The organism is Paenibacillus sp. SEL1 (assembly GCF_054602535.1).
This window is the reverse complement of record NZ_CM137723.1, coordinates 4,963,593-4,982,262: the sequence shown is the minus strand read 5'-3', so window position 1 is coordinate 4,982,262 and position 18,670 is coordinate 4,963,593. Positions and strand designations below refer to the sequence as shown.

The following is an 18,670-nucleotide window of genomic DNA, read 5'->3' as shown; positions in this document are numbered from 1 at the left end:
TCCTCGCACCAGCGTATACTTTAGCTCCTCTTGCTAAAGTTCAAGAGCTAGATGTTTGCCTAAACCTCGATTTGAACCGCTGACAATAGCAACTTGTTTTGAAATATCCATTTTGCTACACCGAATCATTAAATTAAATACATTTTTATCTCCCATCCAAATAAAATTGGTTCAGCTTCGTTTTACAAGTACCTGCCGTTCTCCTTTGCCATTTCGAATGACAAGCTGCTCTGACTATTCGGTTTGCCTGGAGTGACTGCAGGACTCACGGGTGTTCTGTATTGACAAGGTCAGTTGTTGGTCTTCTTCTTTACCTGAACAGGTACGTTGAAATCATCGACGTTAATATGTCCAAACCCGCCTTTGGAGTGGTCAACCACTTTAATGTAAAGCTCCTCGCCGATATAATCCGACGCATCCCAAATCTTTCGTTGATATTCTTCATAATTGGTCGCTGTCTCTTTAAATAACTCTTTGCCGTCCGACGCCCGAACCAGCGCAACATACAGACGATCTATATCCCGGCCGCCGCTGATAAGGAAGTTGATCTTACCGTTCCCACCAAGGACGAAATTTTGAGATCTTAGCGCTCCGGTTAAGCTGTCGCCGCCGGCTTGCTCGTTGAAGCCCCACAAATGGTAGCCGCCCGGAATTTTATGCGACGGGTTGAAGTAAATGTTGTCCCAGAAGAACTGGGTATTGGTCACATGGACATTCTGGAAGGCGTCTCCTTCCGTCATCCATCCTGTTAAGTCGCCCGTAGCAAAATCATGGTTAGGCAACTCTGTAATATCCTTATACACAGAATTATCCCACTTATCGGGTACATAGACCGGAGCAGCCGGTTTACCCGTTAAGGCATTCATATCCCATACTTGCATGGATTTGATATTGATATCGCCATCGGCCCAGATCTGTAAGCCTAAGGAGTCGTATCTGCCTACATAGACACGAGTTGTCAGCTTCTTCTTGTAATTTGCAAAGGATTCAATGACCGAGCGATCGAGAAAGATATGGAGTTTCAAGTTCTCTCCTTCAAGATCTACATATCCTCCTTGAATGCCGTCCACACGCACATCCGGATCAATGCTGCTCTTGGTTCGATCCACATTAAACGTCCCGTTCTTCTTGTCGTAGTAAATGAGCGTCTCTTCTTGGCCTTTTTCCGAGCGGCGTACCTTGAGACCGAATTTCTGGGCCTCACGCGGATCAATCTCCATCACAATCTCTAGCATGTCGCCTTTGACATTTTGGATCAATTGATTGGCGCTCTCCAAATTTTTGTCCGAAAAATCAACCCATTTTTTCCCTCGAAGGCTCTGCAGTTCTTTAATCGGTTCGATATGCAATTTATCATGCTTATCGAGGCTTAGGGAAACCGGCAAAGATAAATTATGAGCCCATCCAGATTGATATTCGGCTTGCGGTGTTCTTACATTTTGCACCATGGAAAATACGACCGTTCTTCCGTCGGGTGTGACCAGACCGCTCTCTGCGGTTAAATAGCCGTCACCTACATCCATTTTGGAGGGTGCCTCCGAATCAGGAATAAATTTAAAGTTATCCCGGTCCCAGGTCCCGATCCAGTAAAAGACCTCAACATCTCTTTGCACATCGTTCGCTGGAGGAACATGCTCCGGCTTTTCATGGGGATTAATCATGAAAATATATTTTTTCTTGCCCGTACTATCTGTGCCTAACGGCAATAACACTGGTAGCTCCCATACCGTACCCAACTCCGGATAACGGCTTCTGTCACTAACGTATAACGGCCCCTTATATTCCCAATTGTACATATCATCGGATACATACACCAAAGCTGTGCCGCTGCTGAAGTCTGGAAGACCAGATGTCACTAACTGATACCACTTGTCCACCTCTTTGTCGTACCATACAAACGGATCGCGGAACTCGTTGTGGATGCCTTTTCCGTTCTGCTCCGTTACCGGTTTAGGATATTTCACCCATTTTTCCAAATAGGGATCGGACAAATCCGCCGGAGATGCCAACCCTGTTCTTTGGTTCGGCGACAAGGAGTCGTTGCCAGCGGTATAGAACAGAACAGGATTGCCGTTTCGATCATACGCTGCACTGCCTGACCACGTGCCGTCCGGATCTAGGGTGCCCGCTTCGGGCGCAAGAGCAGGTCTTACATTTTCCCAGTTCACCATATCGTCACTCACCCAATGCCCCCAGTGGATTTGATGCCAGAATGGACCTTGCGGGTTATGTTGATAAAATAAATGGTATTTGCCGTTATAGTAAATCGGTGCATGTGCTTCATTCATCCAGTTTTGCGGAGGCATCGCGTGGTACTGGGGACGGTGCTGATCTCCGTCAAACACACTTGGATCCTCATCAATGTCCGCATTCGGAATTTTCGGAATTGAACCTCCATGAAGCGCCTTCACGCTCTCATATCCAGCAAGTATCTCCTGGTTCGTAAGGGCTTTATTATGCAGCTTCACTTCATCTAAAAGCCCGCTGAACATATTGAAGGAGAACACCCCTGCTAACTCTACAGGTTTATTATTTTTCCCGATGATCAGACTTTCGGTAGATGGTGTGATCGGAACGTTGACGGGGGTTGCTTGGGAAGCCACTTCCTCACCGTTTAGATATAACTTAATTTTTCCATCTTCTTTACTAAAAGTAGCGGCCACATAATTCCACTTGTATTTTTCCAACGGGTGATCCTTTACCCATACCTGAATCCACTGACCGCCGATGCCTACTTGCATCGACCATGTACCGTGCCGATACATACCAAGAGAAAAGCCTTCCGCTTTATCCTGATCGGATTGGTTTACGATCGCAGATAGCTTGTTTCCGTCTCCCCACTCATAGCTACGCGGTGCAACCCATGCTTCGATGGTTAACGCGTCGCTTACAGGCACAGTATCGTTTGCATTGACCTCAATATAATTCGAGTATCCATCGAACAATAAGGCGCCGCCTTTTATTCCGCGCGGAGTCCATCTCGGATCCTTCGATGCCATATACCTGGCGTTGTTAAATACATAGTTCACATCGTGCTTAAGATTGTGTACTTTCTCCAACGCCTTCTTTCCTGCGCCTTCATCAAGGTTTAAGTAGAAAATAGTCCCCCTACCACTTGCTTGGAAACGATCAACGGCAATGCTGGCTTCATTGGAATGATCGACAACCTTTACATAGAGCTTCTTGTTGTAGTGTTCTTGCACATTCCATGAGATTTTCTCGTTCGCGCTGACATTCCCGGTTTTCATAAGCAATGTGTTGCTGTTCGCATCGTAAAGTGCAACATATGCATTTTCCGGTTTGAGGATATCCAAAACAGTAAAATTAATTGTTCCGGTTCCCTGAAGCGTGAAAGTATTAGAAGTGATGGAGCCCTTTTCTTGCAGGGAGGATTTGGCATAGAAGTTCCCTTCTTTGCTCGCATGAGCTTCATCAGTCACTTCAAAAGCAGCTCCCTCAACCGTCCAGCCATCGAGATTTCCGGTTTCAAAGCTTGGATTATCGATTTCATAGCGCTTGAAATCCGGCTTGATATCTGTCGCAACAATTCCTTCAGCTGGCTCCGACTCATGGTACATGGAGAATGCGTCCGCAAAAATGACTCCCCAATCCGAGGTTGCATTATCGACGACCTCCACATACAGTTTCTTTCCCAAATATGTGGAAAGATCCGCCTTGTATTGCACCATATTGGCAAGCCGCATGCCCAGCGCGGGATCTGGGAAGCCCACGTCGGCGAATGCGTTATTTCCGTAACGGGCAATAACTTGTCCCGTATCGACTTCCACAATATTTATAAATACCTTGTCTGGGTTCTTCGCACCGCCAAGCCTGAAGCTGATCCAGCCGCTGCCGCCCAGCACGAAAGTGCTGGAACGAAGTATACCTGTCGCAGATTCGTCATACTTCCAGCCGTTTAAATGATAAGCTCCTTCCTGGTTATACGGTATTTTTTCCGCCCACCAAGTCGTTTCGTCGGTTACGCTATTCGGACCGAACGCATCGCCTTTGACAACGGTCCATCCCGTCAAATCTCCTGTTTCAAATCCAGGATTCCGGATTTGATAGACTGAATCCGGAACTGACAATCCCATGTCATTCTTAGGAATATTCTTGATTTGATAAATCGCATCCGTAACCGATGATTTCACATCATTCTTAGGAATGAGCGTTTCTCCAGCAACAGTTCTATTTTCGGATGCGACAGAGATTCCCGGAACAACTAGCTGGAGCACCATAGCCCATATAACCATTCCTGATATCCAACATTTTCCTATTTTGACTTTCCTCATTCTCGAGCCTCCTTCGAAACTTGTTATACTTACGAACATCGATACCTCATTTCGAAATGCTCTCCTTGTACAAAGATGAAAGTCATGAAGAAGGGAGAATATGAATGAAACGTTTCCAATCGGAGGAATGCAAAGTTTCTTGATTATTTGTGCATGACCCCATTCGTATGGAGCGCCTAAGCAATCGTCTTACCAAATGGACTGCATATCCCATATATCCAAGGATTTAACAAACGGTTCTCCATCTCCCCAAATCTCGAGTCCCAAAGCATCCATACGGCTCGGATATACCCGGGTTGTCAGGCTTTTCAATCCGTTTGCATAGGCTTCGACCATGGAGCGGTCCAAATAAATGTGGAGCTTCAGATTCTCCCCAAGTAGCTCCAACTTCCCGCCTTGAACCCCTCCGCACTTTTCTCCCGGATGCAGTGTCGTTTTCGACCGGTCGACCATGAGCATCGCTTGATTCCAATCATAATACAGCAGAGTTTCTTCCTCCCCGTCCGGCGTACAACGGACCTTGATTCCAAATTGTTTGGCGCTGCCGGGCTCCAATTCCAATTGAATCTCAAGCATGTCACCATGAACATCCCTGAGCTGTACATTAGTTTCAGCCAATGACTGGTCCCGAAGCGATAGCCGCTTGGCGCCACGTAGCGATTGAAGCTCCTGAATCGGCTCTATTCCCAGACGTCCGTCATCCCTCAAATACACGCTTAACGGCAAGCCGCCGTTATGAGCCCAGCCCGACTTATATTCCATCTCGGACGTCCGATCGCCTTGGGCTATCGTAAAGACGATATTTCTGCCGGTCTTCGGATCAACCATTCCGCTCGGTCCGGTAAAATGGAAATCCCCGAGGTCAATCAATTGAGGCTCTTCTTGATCGGGGATGAACGAAAGATTTTGCTTGTCAAGTTGCCCGATCCAATAGAACACCTCGACATCCGCTCCCTTCCCCACAGGGCTGACAAGCAGGAGATGTTTGTTCACCCCCTGCTTGTCACTGCCAAGGGGAAGAAGCACAGGGAGCTCCCAGATGGGTCCAAGGTAAGGAAACTTCTGAATATCTGCTTTAAATAACGGCCCTTTATACGTCCAATTCAGCATATCCTGTGACGCAAATGCCAGTGCTGCTCCACCTTCGATACCGGACCCGACCAGAGCATACCAGCCGTCATCGTCCTTCCATACGAATGGATCTCGGAAATCCCCAAATGCGCCCATTCCCTTCTTCTGCACGATCAACGGCTCTGGATGTTTGACCCACTGAACCAGATCCGGGTTTCCGTCAAGGGTATAAGTGCTTCGGGCAAGCGCTACGCTCTGATTCGGAGAAGCGCTTTCATTACCTGCCGTAAAGAACAAGACAGGAAGTCCGTCAGCATCATAGGTTGCGCTTCCCGACCAGATCCCGTCCGGTGCGAGCTGATCCTTTTCGGGCGCCAGGGCCACGGGTAGATCACGCCAATGCACCAAATCCTGACTTACCCAATGTCCCCAATGGATCTGATGAAAGAACGGCCCCTGCGGGTTATGCTGATAGAACAAATGATATTGCCCGTCAAAATAGATCGGTGCATGGGGTTCGTTCATCCAATGGACCGGCGGGCTAACATGATATTGCGGTCTGTGCCGATCAAGTAGCAGTGGCGTTCGGTCCAGCTTGATTTCGTCATAGTTTAATTGAGGCCGGTTACCTTCATGAAAGGTATCCAGCACATGCCGATAAGAAGCGGCCACTTCTTCCGCGCTCAGCGCCCGATTATAAATCTTGAGTTCATCAATGATACCGCTAAACATGTGCAGGCTGAACACTTCCGCCAGCAGGCTGCTATGGTTATTCTTGCCGATAAGAAGATCCGTGTCCGTCGCCTCAGCCAGGCGGGAACCACGAGGCACGGCAGCTGAAGCGATTTCACTGCCGTTCAAATACAGCTTGATTTCCCCTTGGTTCCCATCGAACACAGCATTCACGTATGACCATTCATTCTTGGACAGTTCTTGGCCGTCTGGCGACCAAAGTTCCTTCCAGTCCCCTCCTTCCAGCCCGACTTGGAAGGACCAGGAACCGTGACGGAACATGCCAAGCAGATAACCTTGCTTGCGATCCAGGTTGTAGCGGTTCACGATGGCGGACAATTTGCCATCATCCCCCCATTCATAGGAGCGTGGGGCTACCCATACTCCAATGCTTAGCGCTGATCGATACTCTGGCTCGGTGTTCTGATTTCCCTCATCGAACGAATGCGCAATGTAAGTCGAATAACCATCGAACAGAAGCCCATTTCCAATTACCCCCTGTCTCCACCTAGGAGGGCAAGGTTTAGTGAACTCTGCTTGGTTAAATACGTACTGGATATTATCCTGGACTTGGGATACGCTCTCCAGAGCGCTTGTACCGGAATCCTCATTGAACGCCCAATACATGATCAATCCCCGATTATCGGTTGCATGGCTCATACTTCAACCCTCCTTAATGTCTGCTCCGTTGGACCATTGGGAATATGAATGGAGTTAAGAGCATGGATATAAAACGAGTTCACTACAACTTCCCCTGATTTCGCACTTATCTCAATACGATCCATCGGAGCATCAGGGAATATTTGATCCGTCAGTGCAACCAAACCCTCATTCGCGTACACTTCAACCGCGTTGCGATCCAGCCAGATATGCAGCTTGATCTTCCCATTCTCCGAAACCATTCTAGCACCGTGCTTGCACGCAAACGATGAGTGGAAATCAGTCAGGCCCGATTTCGAACGGTCGATGAATAGCCATTGACGCCAAGGGTCATAACCGATAATAGTCTCACTTTGCCCAGAGGACTTCATTTTAATGTGAACCTCGTCCCCGGAACGAATGTCGATATCCGCTTCAATTTCAAGCAGAACATCATTTATTTTTTGCGTAAACGGCGCCTCTGGCGTAACCTTAACCTCATTCCAGCAGAGCGTTCCTTTCCGCAGCTGCTCTATTTCCCGAACAGGCATTTGGGTCAGAACTACGCCCTCGTCTCGGCTGGTCAATGACAAGACGCGAGGCAGAGTCATTGTGCCTCTCCAGGCCCCGGTAGGCGTTTGGTTAGCATATTTCCAGTTGCTCATCCATCCGATGATCACACGCCGTCCGTCCTGCTCAGCTATATCCGACCAGGTGACCCCCGCATAATTGTCCCGGCCATAATCCAGCCACAGGATATGATCGGCCGGATTGTCATTGATGAACGTATTTCCGTCGAACTCTCCGATAAAGTATTGCGTGCGTGAGCCTTCCGGACAGTTGGGATTATCTCCGATGCTTATGATAAGTACCCATTTGGAATGTCCGCTGTCATCAACCAGCAATTCAAAGAGATCAGGGCATTCCCAAACTCCGTCATGCGAGCCATCAATCTTTCCGAATTCGCCTGACAACGACCATTCACGCAAATTGTCCGAACGATAAAACCGAACGTGGTCTCCCGCGACAAGAGCCATAATCCAGGATTCACTTGGCGAATGCCAGAACACCTTGGGGTCCCGGAAGTCGACCAGATCATGCTCGTCGAGTATTGGGTTCCCCTCATATTTGTGCCAAGTTCGGCCTTTATCACTGCTGTAAGCCAGGCTTTGCCGCTGGCGAGGTTGTCCGGTCTCCGGACAGATGTCTGCATGAGTGAAGAGTGCGATCAATCCATGGGAACCATCGAACAGTCCGCTGCTATTATTCCAGTCAACCACACAGCAACCGGAGAAAATAGCGCCATGCTCATCCGGGAACAGAGCGATAGGCATATGCTCCCAATGAACCAGGTCTTGGCTTACAGCATGACCCCAGTGCATTGGTCCCCATTGGTTACTATAAGGATGGTGCTGATAAAACAGATGATAGACTCCCTCGTAATAGACTAATCCGTTGGGATCATTCAACCAATGGGAGTGAGGTGAAAAATGAAAACCCGGCCTAAATCTATCATCATCGTGCTGTTTATTTGTCTCGATTATCTGGGTAATTTCATCTGTCGTCGGCATAGATTGAAGAGCCCCTTTCCGTGTGGTTACTAATGCACCGCCGGCATTAGCAAAAGTTAGCATACCGATGATTTGCTGTTTGGTCAGCTGATTCAAAGAAACACCGGCTTTCAGTATCTTATATAACAAGCAGCCCAGAAAAGCGTCGCCGGCTCCTGTCGTATCAATGGCCTCTACTTGAAAACCCGGCACATATCCGTCATGACCCGCTAATCGGTAATAGCAGCCTTTTTCCGCTAAAGTTACGACGATCCAGGTGATGCCGAATTGTTGTTGCAGCTCTAACGAGCCTTTTTCCACATCAGTTGTACCCGTTATAAAGTGGAGCTCATCTTCCGATATTTTCAGGATGTCGGCATACTTCATGCCCCAAATGATATTCTGTTTCGCTTCCTCTTTACTCTCCCATAAAGCAAACCGGATATTCGGATCGAATGAAAGCAGGACTCCTGCCTCTTTAGCCTTCACAACTGCCGCTCTTGTTGCCGTACGGGCCGGCTCATGGGTCATCGACACAGAACCAAAGTGCAGTGCATGGCAGTTTTCAATCCTATCAAACGGGACATCCTGCGTGCGCAAGTATGTATCCGCTCCTGGCTTCCGGTAGAAGCTGAACGATCGGTCTCCGTTGTCATCCAGATGGACAAATGCCAGCGTTGTATTGGCTTCATCTGTAAACGAAAGCGCAGACACGTCGATGCCGCCGTTCATCAAGGTATCGTGCAGCAAGGAACCGAATCGATCATCCCCAACTTTGCTAATCAATGTCGCTCTAGCTCCTAAGCGGGATAGAGCAGCTGCTACGTTAGCCGGAGCCCCTCCAGGATTGCATTCAAACTGCTCGTTGCCTCTCGCTGTACGACCTGATGGCGTAAAGTCTATCAATACTTCCCCAATGGTTATTACATCAAGCACAGTTTCTCCCCACCTATCCTTTGATTATTTATTTTTTAAATTTGCATTATAACGGTCCAGCCCTTTTTGATAGATCTCCATCAATTCGTTCAGACCCATCTTCTCCAGTGTCTTCACATAGCGGTCCCACTGCTCATCCACGCCGCCATCGACGATGAACTTGCCTCTTTGGGTATTTACATATTTAATAAGTTCTGGCTCAATCCGATTGATTTTATCTAGTTCATCCGGCTCAAAGAAGATACTCGGATAGTTTTCCTTTGTCATATATGGAGTGTAATATTTATCCAAATAATCAGCACGCTTCTGAGCCCGGGGTTCCATATCAACAACTTTTCCGAAGTCATCGAAAGTAATGACGCCCGGATTTCCTGTGCCTGGAGCCACTTTTTGACGGAATTCACCTGCGGAGGCTCCCTCAGGAAGCGGCAGGTTCACCAATTTTCCTTTATCGTCCTTCTTGAATACGACATCCAACGGACCCCAGTGAATTTGAGCCGCCATGTAAGGATCATACTGTTGATCGATCCAACGCATCGTCATTGCCGGATAACGGTTCTCCTTTGTAATCACGAAGCCACCTCGTCCTGGACCGCCGCCGTTGCTGCGGCCGATCATTTGATCTCCATTTGGACCTTTAAGCGGGGGCAGCAGAGCATAATCCTTACTACGCTCCGGTCCGACAACCTCTTCGACTTCCCACCAAACATAGGAGCCAAGCGTTTCATCTGGTGTTTTGCCTTTTGCTAAATACTGAGCAGCGTCCTGGGTGAACGATTCACGGTCAATCAGGCCCTGCTTATACCAGTTATCATGAATATATTTTAATGCTTCCTTATATTGAGGTTGCGAAGCGGTAAAGATCACTTTACCTTCGCGGACAATCCGATGTTCCAAATTATCCGGAAGACCGAAAGCTCCGAATATGCCGGCAATGTCACTACACCACTGCATATGCATAAAGCTTAATGGGATTTCATCAGCCTTGCCATTGCCGTTCGGATCCTTCGTTTTAAAGGCAATCAAAGTCTGAGTGTATTCATCCAGCGTCTGAGGTACTTTCAGGCCCAGCTTATCGAGCCAATTTTTATTGATGATGTGAAAGAAGGGGTTGGTATCGAGCTTATTCTCTTCCCACGACGGCAGCCCATAGATGTGACCGTCTGGTGCTGTGATGGCTAGTTTAATGTCAGGCCGACGATCGAGAAGCGCTTTCAAATTAGGCGCATATTTATCAATTAAATCCTCCAGCGGAATGATGGTTCCGTCTTTACCGTAATTGATTAGATCGTAATCTGTGAATCCGGCTCCGTAAAATGCGTCTGGCAAATCTCCGCTGGCCAACAACAAATTTTTCTTCTCTGCAAAGTCAGTGTCTGGAATGTTTTCCCAGTCAATCTTTACGTTTGTTTGTTTTTCCAGCCGCTTAAAAATTTCCATTTTCGAGTAATCCGGCGCTAAAGCAGCTTTCGGGGAGACCATCTTTAAGGTCACCGGTTCTTTAACAATCGGAAGACCGGTTTTATTAAAATTCGCATCCTGATCCGGATTTACCATCTGATTTTTTGACTCGCCACCGCCTCCCGAACATCCGCTAAGTGCAAACACTCCGGCCAGCATTAGAATTCCAGCACTTTTGAATAATTTCATCGTACATAACCTCCTTTATGTCATTCCACAAGCTGAAAACTTCCCTTGCCCTTGTCTGAATGCTGGATCTATCGATTCTGTTGCACATTCCCCCTTTCAGGCACCATGACAATGTTAGCCTTTGATCGAGCCGATCATCACGCCTTTAACAAAGTATTTTTGCAGGAAAGGATACAAAATCAGCAACGGTAGACTGGATACCATGATGACACCATATTTGATAAGCTCTGTAACGCGCATCTTCGCTGCGTAAGATTCCACGTCTATCATCATGCCCGAGTTGGCCTGATTCTGGACAAGAATGTTGCGCAGAACCAGTTGCAACGGATACTTGTTTTCGTCGTTCAAGTAGATCAAAGCGTCAAAGAAACCATTCCAGAAGCCGACAACATGATATAGTACCATTACGGCTATAACGGACTTAGACAAAGGCAATACAATGCTCCAAAAAAATCTGGTATTGGAACAACCATCGATTGAAGCTGCCTCCCACATTTCATCTGGGATGGTCGACTGAAAAAAAGTCCTTACGATAATGACATTAAACACACCTCCCGCTCCAGGAATAACAAGTGCCCAGATCGTATTCAGCATGTGAAGATCTTTGATCAGCAAATAGGTTGGGATCAGCCCTCCACTAAAAAACATGGAGATCAGTAAAAACCACATAATCGCCGATTTTCCCGCCAGTCCTTTACGAGCTAACGGGTAAGCTGCACATACGGTCACGGCTACTCCGATTAACGTTCCTAGACCCGCATATAAAATCGAGTTGGCATAACCAATCCATATAGATGAATCACTAAATATCCGCCCGTATCCATCCAGCGTAAAACCCTTTGGAAAAAACCATACTTCTCCTGAGTAGATGAGATTGGGGTCACTAAGTGAAGCAATCAGCACAAAATACAACGGGAATAATACAAGCAGCATAACTATGGTCAACATGAAGTAGTTGACGATGTCAAACCACATGTCTCCCTTGCTTTTTCTCTTTAATAATTGATTCAAAATGAACTCCCCCTTACCACAGGCTGGTTTCAGTCAACTTTTTGGCGATCCGGTTGACGGTGATTATCAGGATAATATTTACCACTGAATTAAACAGTCCAATTGCCGTAGAAAAGCTGTATTGTGCCTTTTGAATCCCGATTTCATAAACATAGGTCGGAATGATATTGGAAGTGGCATAATTCAAATCGTTCTGCATAAGGAAAGCCTTTTCAAAACCGATGCCCATAATGTTACCGAGTGCGAGAATCAATAAGATGACGATCGTCGGCAAAATGCTTGGAATATCCACATGCATTACGCGCTTCCATTTGCTTGCTCCATCCATAATCGCGGCTTCATGCAATTCTGGATTGACCCCTGCCAGTGCAGCAAGGTAAATGATGGTAGCAAAACCTGTCTCTTGCCAAACCCCTGATAAAATATACAAAGGACGGAACCAACCTTCGTCGGCCAAAAACATAATGGGGTCTCCTCCGAACAAGGTGATGATGTGATTCACGATTCCGCTGTTTGGAGATAGAAAAACATTAAGCATACCGACGAGCACTACGGTAGAAATAAAGTGTGGTGCGTAAATTACAGTTTGTACAATTTTCTTGTATCTTTTGCCCAGCATCTGATTCAACATAATCGCTATAATAATCGGAGCTGGGAAGCTAAACACAAGCGATAGAACACTGAGTGTAAGTGTATTCGTCATAATCGTCCAGAAGTTATAGGAATCGAAAAAATCAATAAAGTGCTTAAAGCCTACCCACTCGCTTCCCCAGATTCCCCGACTTGGTGAAAAATCCTTAAAAGCAATTTGTATTCCATACATCGGATAGTACTTAAATACGAGATAAATAATAATGATTGGCAACAAAAACAGATACAGTTCATAATCACGTTTGACCTGGTTCCATATTTTGCGATTTGGCTTGATCGTGGAATGATCCAACTCACTAGTTCTTGAATTCACCATTACACTCCCTTTCTTGTAAAAGGATATTTTCATTTTTGAAACGTTTCCAATTTATTATAAGAAAAACGTCAGTCAGTGATCCATACCATAAATCCACCGAATGAGTTGAAGTTTTTCCAATGTAAAAAAACTTGCCTAAGATAACGGGAGATGATACATTTGCTGATTCAACTTATTCCTTCGATCTTTTAACAGAGTAGTCTGATTGTAAAATGAAACGTTTCCAATTTTCTAAAAGAAAAGTCAAGTTTGCATATCCAGACTGTGATCCGACTTTACGAGCTAATATCTTTACAATTAAAATCATGTAGTTTCGCCTTGTCTGAAGATAACGGGGAGACGATACACTTGCTGATCTAAAGTTATACCATCGATCTTTTGATACAGTAGTCTGATTGTCAAACGTGCCATCTCCTCCACTGGTTGCCTGATTGTAGACAATATCGGATGAAAATAACGATGATCCTGAATGCCGTCGTAACCGATGACCTTTACATCCTCTGGAATACGAATCCCCTGCCTACCTGCTCTTTCTATATATTTGGCGGCAAACATATCGGTAATAGCGAAAATGCCGTCCACATCCTGATGCTTAGATAGAAATTCGCCAAAATAGGCTTCGTCATCCACAATAGGATCTGGTTTCTCGTATACAACATAGTCTACACCTAATTTTTTCGCCTCATCAATGAAACCTTTTCTTCGATTCATGGTTTCACTAAAAACGGAAGTTACACTTCCCATAAAAGCCGGTTTCTGGGCCCCTGCTTTAACAAGTTCCCTCAAAGCTAGACGGCCTCCCTCATAATTATCGGAGGTTACACAAGTGATTTTTTTGTTGAAATGCCTATCAATACTTAGAATCGGAATGTCATTGCTTACGCTATTTTCTATATCATTGTAAGTAATGCCGACAATACCAGCCACTTTGTTTTGCCGTAGCATATCCAGGTAATACAGTTCCTTTTCGGGCTTGCCGCCGCTATTACACAACATGAGCTTAAAGCCTTCCCGATCCAACTCATCCTCAATGTAATAAGCTAGTTCAGAAAAAAAAGGATGCCAGATACTTGGAAGCAGCAAGGCTACCATCTTGGATTTCCTCATTTTAAAATTTCGAGCGACTTCATTAGGAAAATAATTGAGTTCTTGTATAGCTTTCTCCACTTTCCTTCGTGTATCTGGTTTTACAGAGCCCGAGTTATTAATAACGCGGGACACCGTTCCCACAGCAACACCAGCTATCTTAGCTACATCTCTAATACTTGGCATTTAACCCCCCCATCTCTCTTATGGGAATTATAATAGCACTAAGTTGGAAACGTTTCAATTATTTTTTGAAGCGCTTTTTTTCTGACTTTTTTCATTGCCTACCCCACATATGAATTTCGTGCCACCTGATTCAATCACACCTATTCGCTTTTTATTCTATTTTTTTACAAACTTACACAATGTACTTTTCGAAGCGACACAAACATGTAGGCAACTCTATAAAATTAGAACTTAATTATTTCAGATTAAGGTTGATGCGAACTGTAGCTTTTATTGTATTAGAAACGGCGATCAAAATGACCGCCACCGCAGTGTAAAATAGATAATCACATCTATTATTTCTTCTTCAAAAAAATAAAATCTCCTTTTAGAGACCGGTTCTTCTCTCGAGCTCTTCCGGTTTACATCAATGCAATATCCATTTACATATTTTCTGTGAAAAATGATATGAGTGTCTTGACAATCAACATGTCCTGGAAATTTTTCGACTTCCAGACTACTTCGTAATAACGCTTAAGTTCTTCCTCTGTTGGCACGTATGGTAGCTTCCGTCGATTACAGTGGATTGGTGACAACATCGATGCGCTTGATGGAGTAAACGTTGAAAAAGGTAGACTACATATTAATCGGCTTGAAAAAGATGTTCCAGAAGAGGCGAAACAATATAGCGCTGCTCTCTACGGCATGTTGCCACGGGTAAAGCTAACAGACCTACTTTTAGAAGTAGCAAGTTGGACTGGGTTTGACGAGCAATTCATTCATGCTTCAACCAATCGTCAACCTAAATCCGAAGAAAAACCGATTGTTCTGGCATCGCTCATGGCTATGGGTACCAATATAGGCTTAACAAAAATGGCTGATGCAACGCCTAGTATCTTAGAATCATTACGTCCGCTGAACCAAGGATAGCATAAAAGCCGGTTACACCCTTAACGTGTGAAAACCGGCTATTTTTGTACTCAGAATTCCTTAGCGTTGTAAATCTGCGTTTTGCTGGCGGTACCCCTTCAAGATCGAAACATTCGCAGTATGTGTGTCCGCAACAGTAGAATTGCCCTACCGAACTACGGATGGACGGAGCACCTTAGAATTAGCAAAAGAAACCCGAAGTCTCATAAAAGACGTGGGTTTCTCGTCAATCTGAGTAGCCTTTAGGACTACTTTTTATTTCCCAATATTAAACCAACCGGGCATTGCTTGAATTACATTCCAGAGTTTTTCTGGAATATTAAGCTGGTCGAGTTTTGAAACGTTCAACTTAGAATCTACCTCGGCTTCTCGTCCATTTGCGACCATTTCAACCCAAGTAGGATTCATAATTAACGCATGCCCAATGGCAACTAGCGGCAATCCTAATTCCACAGCTTTAAGAGCATCATCCGGTGTTATTATGGAACCAGCAGCCATCACAGGTACCTTACCGTTTGCTCTTTCAAGAATTAATTCAAGCCGTGTTTTTTCATCTTGACTATCTACTGGCTTTGAAGACACATTATCTAATGAAGCATGTATATAATCCAAATTCTGTTCAACAAGAATATCGATTAATTCATACGTGTCTTTCATACGTAATCCGTCCACTTTGGAGGATTCTTCAGGTGAAAATCGGTATCCTAAAATGAATGGTTTTGTAGCATGCTTTTCAATGACATTTTTGATTTCGTTAATAATCGCCAATGGAAAACGCAAGCGATTTTCAAGTGATCCTCCCCATTGATCCGTCCGTTGATTCGTTGCTGGCGACCAGAAGTTTTGAATTAAAAATCCATGTGCCCCATGAATTTCGACGCCATCAAATCCGGCTTCTATCGCTCGTCTTGTTGTGTCTCCAAAAGCACGTACAATCGACAAAATCTCCTCATGTGATAGTTCTCTTGTTTCTGGAGTTGAACCTAAATTAGTAATTTCGGGTTGCAATGCACTCGCACTAACTGCATCCAATTCGGGCAAAGCTTTATTGCCAGCATGAAAAATCTGTAGGATCACAGGAGAGCCTCCACTTTTCGCTGCCTCAGCTAATTTTCGTAAACTTGGAGTAAATTCATCATTGTACCCGGCGAATTCATTCGTAAAACCCTGTCCATTCGGTGTAACATGAGTGCACCCTGTAATGACGAGTCCTACTCCATTCACTCTTTGTTTGTAATACTTTACTTCGTCATCCGAAATGGTAAGATCGTCATTACTTGACCAGGTTGTCATAGGTGCCATAACAATTCTATTCTTCATTGTTATTCCACTTCTGAATGTGAAGGATTCAAATAACCTACTATATTTTTGATTCATTTCTTTAACCTCGCTATCATATTTTATTTTCTGTTTCAGTGTAATTGGTTACCGTTACAGTAGGTCAAGGATTTATTTTTATATGATTACATATAGAATTGTTGTGCTTTCATTCTCTTTATGATATATATTTAGTTACAGTAACTGTAACTAAAGGTGGGACAAGTAGATGTTGTATTCAATGACATACGTAGTGGAGAATTTAAATGTATCTGCAAAAACACTTAGGTTTTATGAAGAGCAGGGGATATTACCAAATATATCTCGTGACGAAAAAGGCCGTAGAGTTTATAACCAACAACAAATAGATTGGATTTCTTTTATTCGTTGTCTCAAAGAGACAGGAATGCCTCTTTCAAAAATCAAGGATTACAAGGAACTTTATGAATTGGGGAATAGCACCTTTTTACAAAGAGAGGAGATGTTGATACAGCATAAATTGGAACTTCAGAAGAAAATTGACGAAAGTTTTAAACACATGGAAGAAATAAACTATAAAATTGCCATGTATGAACTTCAGAAAGAAGAGGTTATGAAAAACCCTAACTATAACTTTAAATGTCACGGTCACGGCCTGGAGATTAAGACGGTGAATTAATGTAATGTATTTGCGCTAACGGGAAACGATAGTTCAATCTCCAACTAAGACTAGGCTGCCGATCAATGTCGGCAGCCTAGCTCTGTCTTTGCCCATTACGTAAACAACCCAACAAGATAAATGTAGGTTTATTCCATACGTTTGAGACGCTGGTATTTCTCCAATCATAGCGAAATTCCCAGCACTTATATTTAACATATTAATCCATCTACTTTGCCCTTGTGACAGCGACGCTGGTACTACCCCTTCTTCGGATGATTACACATAGGGATGCAGCCAATAATAATGCACCCTTTCTCGTTGTGTTATTAAATCAGTAATGTTTAGCTTGCAAATATATTAAAAAAGATGGAGAACTCATGATAGATTATTCTCCATTTGTTGCATTAATTGTCTTAATATCAGCCGATCTTCCGTAGAAATGGATTGAAGTAGTTTTTCCTGCTGTTGTCTCCATTTGATCTCAACCGGTGTCTCTAATTCTTTGCCTTTGTCCGTTAGGAAAATGCGCATTATCCTTGCATCTTGTTCATCACGTTTACGATATATAAATCCGTTCTGCTCCAATGATTTAACCATGTTCGTTACCGTAGGCGGTTCGCATTTTAAGTGTTCACATAGTTGCATTTGTGTTACCCCATCACCCAACCACAGACGATACAGCAAATTATCTTGCCCTACATAAAGGTTAAGTTCCCTGAGAGATTCACTATAATTTCGACGCATTTGGAAGGAGATTCGATCTAACGATTGACGAATATCACAATCCACTTGATCTGTCATTAATTCATCATCCCTCGACTCGAATGTTATTTAGCGGGCTAACTATATCACGACGAATTTGATGTGTCAAATTAATTTATGATGAACTTCCTTTCCTTCTAGTCAAAAAAGTTTCTTCCCTGCTTCATTTTTTGGCATATCCCTGTTTGTGGAGATAGTCCATCATTTGTGGCTGAATACTTCTTTGCAGATGATCATGGATGTGGTCACTCCATCCTTTTACTTTTTTCGCTGAGAAAGGGGCCTTTACAGGTCGATTTTCATAATACTTCAACATGGTCTTATCATAAGTTGCTAATTTCAGTTTATCGAGTGTTTGATACTGGTTTTCATGTAAAATCATAGATTTCGGCAATCTGGGCTTGAGTTCAGGTTTATCTCCAGATAGATAACCGATACATAACCCCACCAAAGGGATCACATACTTCGGTAAATTCAAAATGTCAGATAGTTCGTTAATGTTACTTCTCACCCCACCAATAAAAACGCCACCAAGTCCCATGGATTCTGCTGCCGTTAAAGCATTTTGTGCCATAAGCCCGGCATCGAATGAGCCGATTAAAAGGAACTCTATATATTCAAGGTCAACTTCAGGAGCTATTTGATGATTCCGGTGGAAATCTGAACAAAAAATCCAGAACTCTGCAGCTTGTTCAATATAAGGTTGATTAACCGAAAGTTGCATCACCTTTCTTCGAAGATCTGGATCTGTAATTCTAATAATAGAAACGGCCTGCAAAAGACTGAATGATGATGTTTGATTAGCTGCCTTAAAGATTTCTTCTCGTTGTTCTTGTGTCAGTGGTTGATTTGTATAAGAACGAATGGACGTATGATTATGAAGTAATTTAAGGGTATTATTCATATGAATATCTCCTTCAAT

11 protein-coding genes and 1 pseudogene are annotated in these 18,670 nt (G+C 44.3%); 2 read left to right on the top strand and 10 right to left on the bottom strand.

Annotated features, from left to right (window positions below):
• Positions 1–290 precede the first annotated feature (290 nt).
• From ACYCSE_RS22680 to ACYCSE_RS22650, 7 genes are all read right to left on the bottom strand, one after another.
• On the bottom strand, positions 291–4,292 hold the full coding sequence (locus ACYCSE_RS22680) for a GH32 C-terminal domain-containing protein (protein WP_459700043.1): 4,002 nt from the start codon (positions 4,290–4,292) through the stop codon (positions 291–293).
• A 189-nt stretch (positions 4,293–4,481) separates the two neighbouring features.
• The gene (locus ACYCSE_RS22675) at positions 4,482–6,755 is read right to left on the bottom strand and encodes a GH32 C-terminal domain-containing protein (RefSeq protein ID WP_459700041.1); all 2,274 of its coding nucleotides are present in this window, start codon (positions 6,753–6,755) and stop codon (positions 4,482–4,484) included.
• Positions 6,752–9,220, bottom strand: a complete 2,469-nt coding sequence (locus tag ACYCSE_RS22670) for a PfkB family carbohydrate kinase (RefSeq protein ID WP_459700040.1) — start codon at positions 9,218–9,220, stop codon at positions 6,752–6,754. The genes ACYCSE_RS22675 and ACYCSE_RS22670 overlap by 4 nt, the downstream gene beginning before the upstream one ends.
• Positions 9,221–9,244: 24 nt before the next feature.
• Complete coding sequence (locus tag ACYCSE_RS22665) at positions 9,245–10,870, bottom strand: ABC transporter substrate-binding protein (protein WP_459700038.1); 1,626 nt, start codon at positions 10,868–10,870, stop codon at positions 9,245–9,247.
• A gap of 114 nt (positions 10,871–10,984) precedes the next feature.
• Positions 10,985–11,881 (bottom strand): carbohydrate ABC transporter permease, encoded by an 897-nt coding sequence (locus tag ACYCSE_RS22660; RefSeq protein WP_061828394.1) that lies wholly within the window; start codon positions 11,879–11,881, stop codon positions 10,985–10,987.
• A gap of 13 nt (positions 11,882–11,894) precedes the next feature.
• The gene (locus ACYCSE_RS22655; protein ID WP_459700036.1) at positions 11,895–12,848 is read right to left on the bottom strand and encodes an ABC transporter permease; all 954 of its coding nucleotides are present in this window, start codon (positions 12,846–12,848) and stop codon (positions 11,895–11,897) included.
• A gap of 303 nt (positions 12,849–13,151) precedes the next feature.
• Positions 13,152–14,120, bottom strand: a complete 969-nt coding sequence (locus ACYCSE_RS22650; RefSeq protein WP_061828396.1) for a LacI family DNA-binding transcriptional regulator — start codon at positions 14,118–14,120, stop codon at positions 13,152–13,154.
• A gap of 549 nt (positions 14,121–14,669) precedes the next feature.
• Between ACYCSE_RS22650 and ACYCSE_RS22645 the strand changes: the two are divergent.
• Positions 14,670–14,996 (top strand): annotated as a pseudogene (locus ACYCSE_RS22645) (Tn3 family transposase); the annotation flags it as partial.
• A 288-nt stretch (positions 14,997–15,284) separates the two neighbouring features.
• On the opposite strand, the gene ACYCSE_RS22640 reads toward ACYCSE_RS22645, so the two are convergent.
• The gene (locus ACYCSE_RS22640; protein ID WP_250268388.1) at positions 15,285–16,406 is read right to left on the bottom strand and encodes an NADH-dependent flavin oxidoreductase; all 1,122 of its coding nucleotides are present in this window, start codon (positions 16,404–16,406) and stop codon (positions 15,285–15,287) included.
• Between the two features lie 169 nt (positions 16,407–16,575).
• Here ACYCSE_RS22640 and ACYCSE_RS22635 point away from each other — a divergent pair, with 169 nt between their 5' ends.
• Positions 16,576–17,004 (top strand): MerR family transcriptional regulator, encoded by a 429-nt coding sequence (locus tag ACYCSE_RS22635; protein ID WP_061828399.1) that lies wholly within the window; start codon positions 16,576–16,578, stop codon positions 17,002–17,004.
• A 357-nt stretch (positions 17,005–17,361) separates the two neighbouring features.
• Here the strand turns inward: ACYCSE_RS22635 and ACYCSE_RS22630 are convergent, their stop codons facing one another.
• Together ACYCSE_RS22630 and nfsA are read right to left on the bottom strand one after the other, a co-directional pair.
• Positions 17,362–17,787, bottom strand: coding sequence for a MarR family winged helix-turn-helix transcriptional regulator (locus ACYCSE_RS22630; RefSeq protein WP_254325618.1), 426 nt, complete (start codon positions 17,785–17,787; stop codon positions 17,362–17,364).
• A gap of 124 nt (positions 17,788–17,911) precedes the next feature.
• On the bottom strand, positions 17,912–18,652 hold the full coding sequence (gene nfsA, locus ACYCSE_RS22625) for an oxygen-insensitive NADPH nitroreductase (protein ID WP_459700032.1): 741 nt from the start codon (positions 18,650–18,652) through the stop codon (positions 17,912–17,914).
• Positions 18,653–18,670 lie beyond the last annotated feature (18 nt).

What these genes read in the sequence shown, in the direction of transcription:
- ACYCSE_RS22680 (WP_459700043.1), bottom strand. Translation starts at nt 4,292, where the DNA reads ATGAGGAAAGTCAAAATAGGAAAATGTTGGATATCAGGAATGGTTATA.
- ACYCSE_RS22675 (WP_459700041.1), bottom strand. Translation starts at nt 6,755, where the DNA reads ATGAGCCATGCAACCGATAATCGGGGATTGATCATGTATTGGGCGTTC.
- ACYCSE_RS22665 (WP_459700038.1), bottom strand. Translation starts at nt 10,870, where the DNA reads ATGAAATTATTCAAAAGTGCTGGAATTCTAATGCTGGCCGGAGTGTTT.
- ACYCSE_RS22655 (WP_459700036.1), bottom strand. Translation starts at nt 12,848, where the DNA reads ATGGTGAATTCAAGAACTAGTGAGTTGGATCATTCCACGATCAAGCCA.
- ACYCSE_RS22650 (WP_061828396.1), bottom strand. Translation starts at nt 14,120, where the DNA reads ATGCCAAGTATTAGAGATGTAGCTAAGATAGCTGGTGTTGCTGTGGGA.
- ACYCSE_RS22640 (WP_250268388.1), bottom strand. Translation starts at nt 16,406, where the DNA reads ATGAATCAAAAATATAGTAGGTTATTTGAATCCTTCACATTCAGAAGT.
- ACYCSE_RS22635 (WP_061828399.1), top strand. Translation starts at nt 16,576, where the DNA reads ATGTTGTATTCAATGACATACGTAGTGGAGAATTTAAATGTATCTGCA.
- ACYCSE_RS22630 (WP_254325618.1), bottom strand. Translation starts at nt 17,787, where the DNA reads ATGACAGATCAAGTGGATTGTGATATTCGTCAATCGTTAGATCGAATC.
- nfsA (WP_459700032.1), bottom strand. Translation starts at nt 18,652, where the DNA reads ATGAATAATACCCTTAAATTACTTCATAATCATACGTCCATTCGTTCT.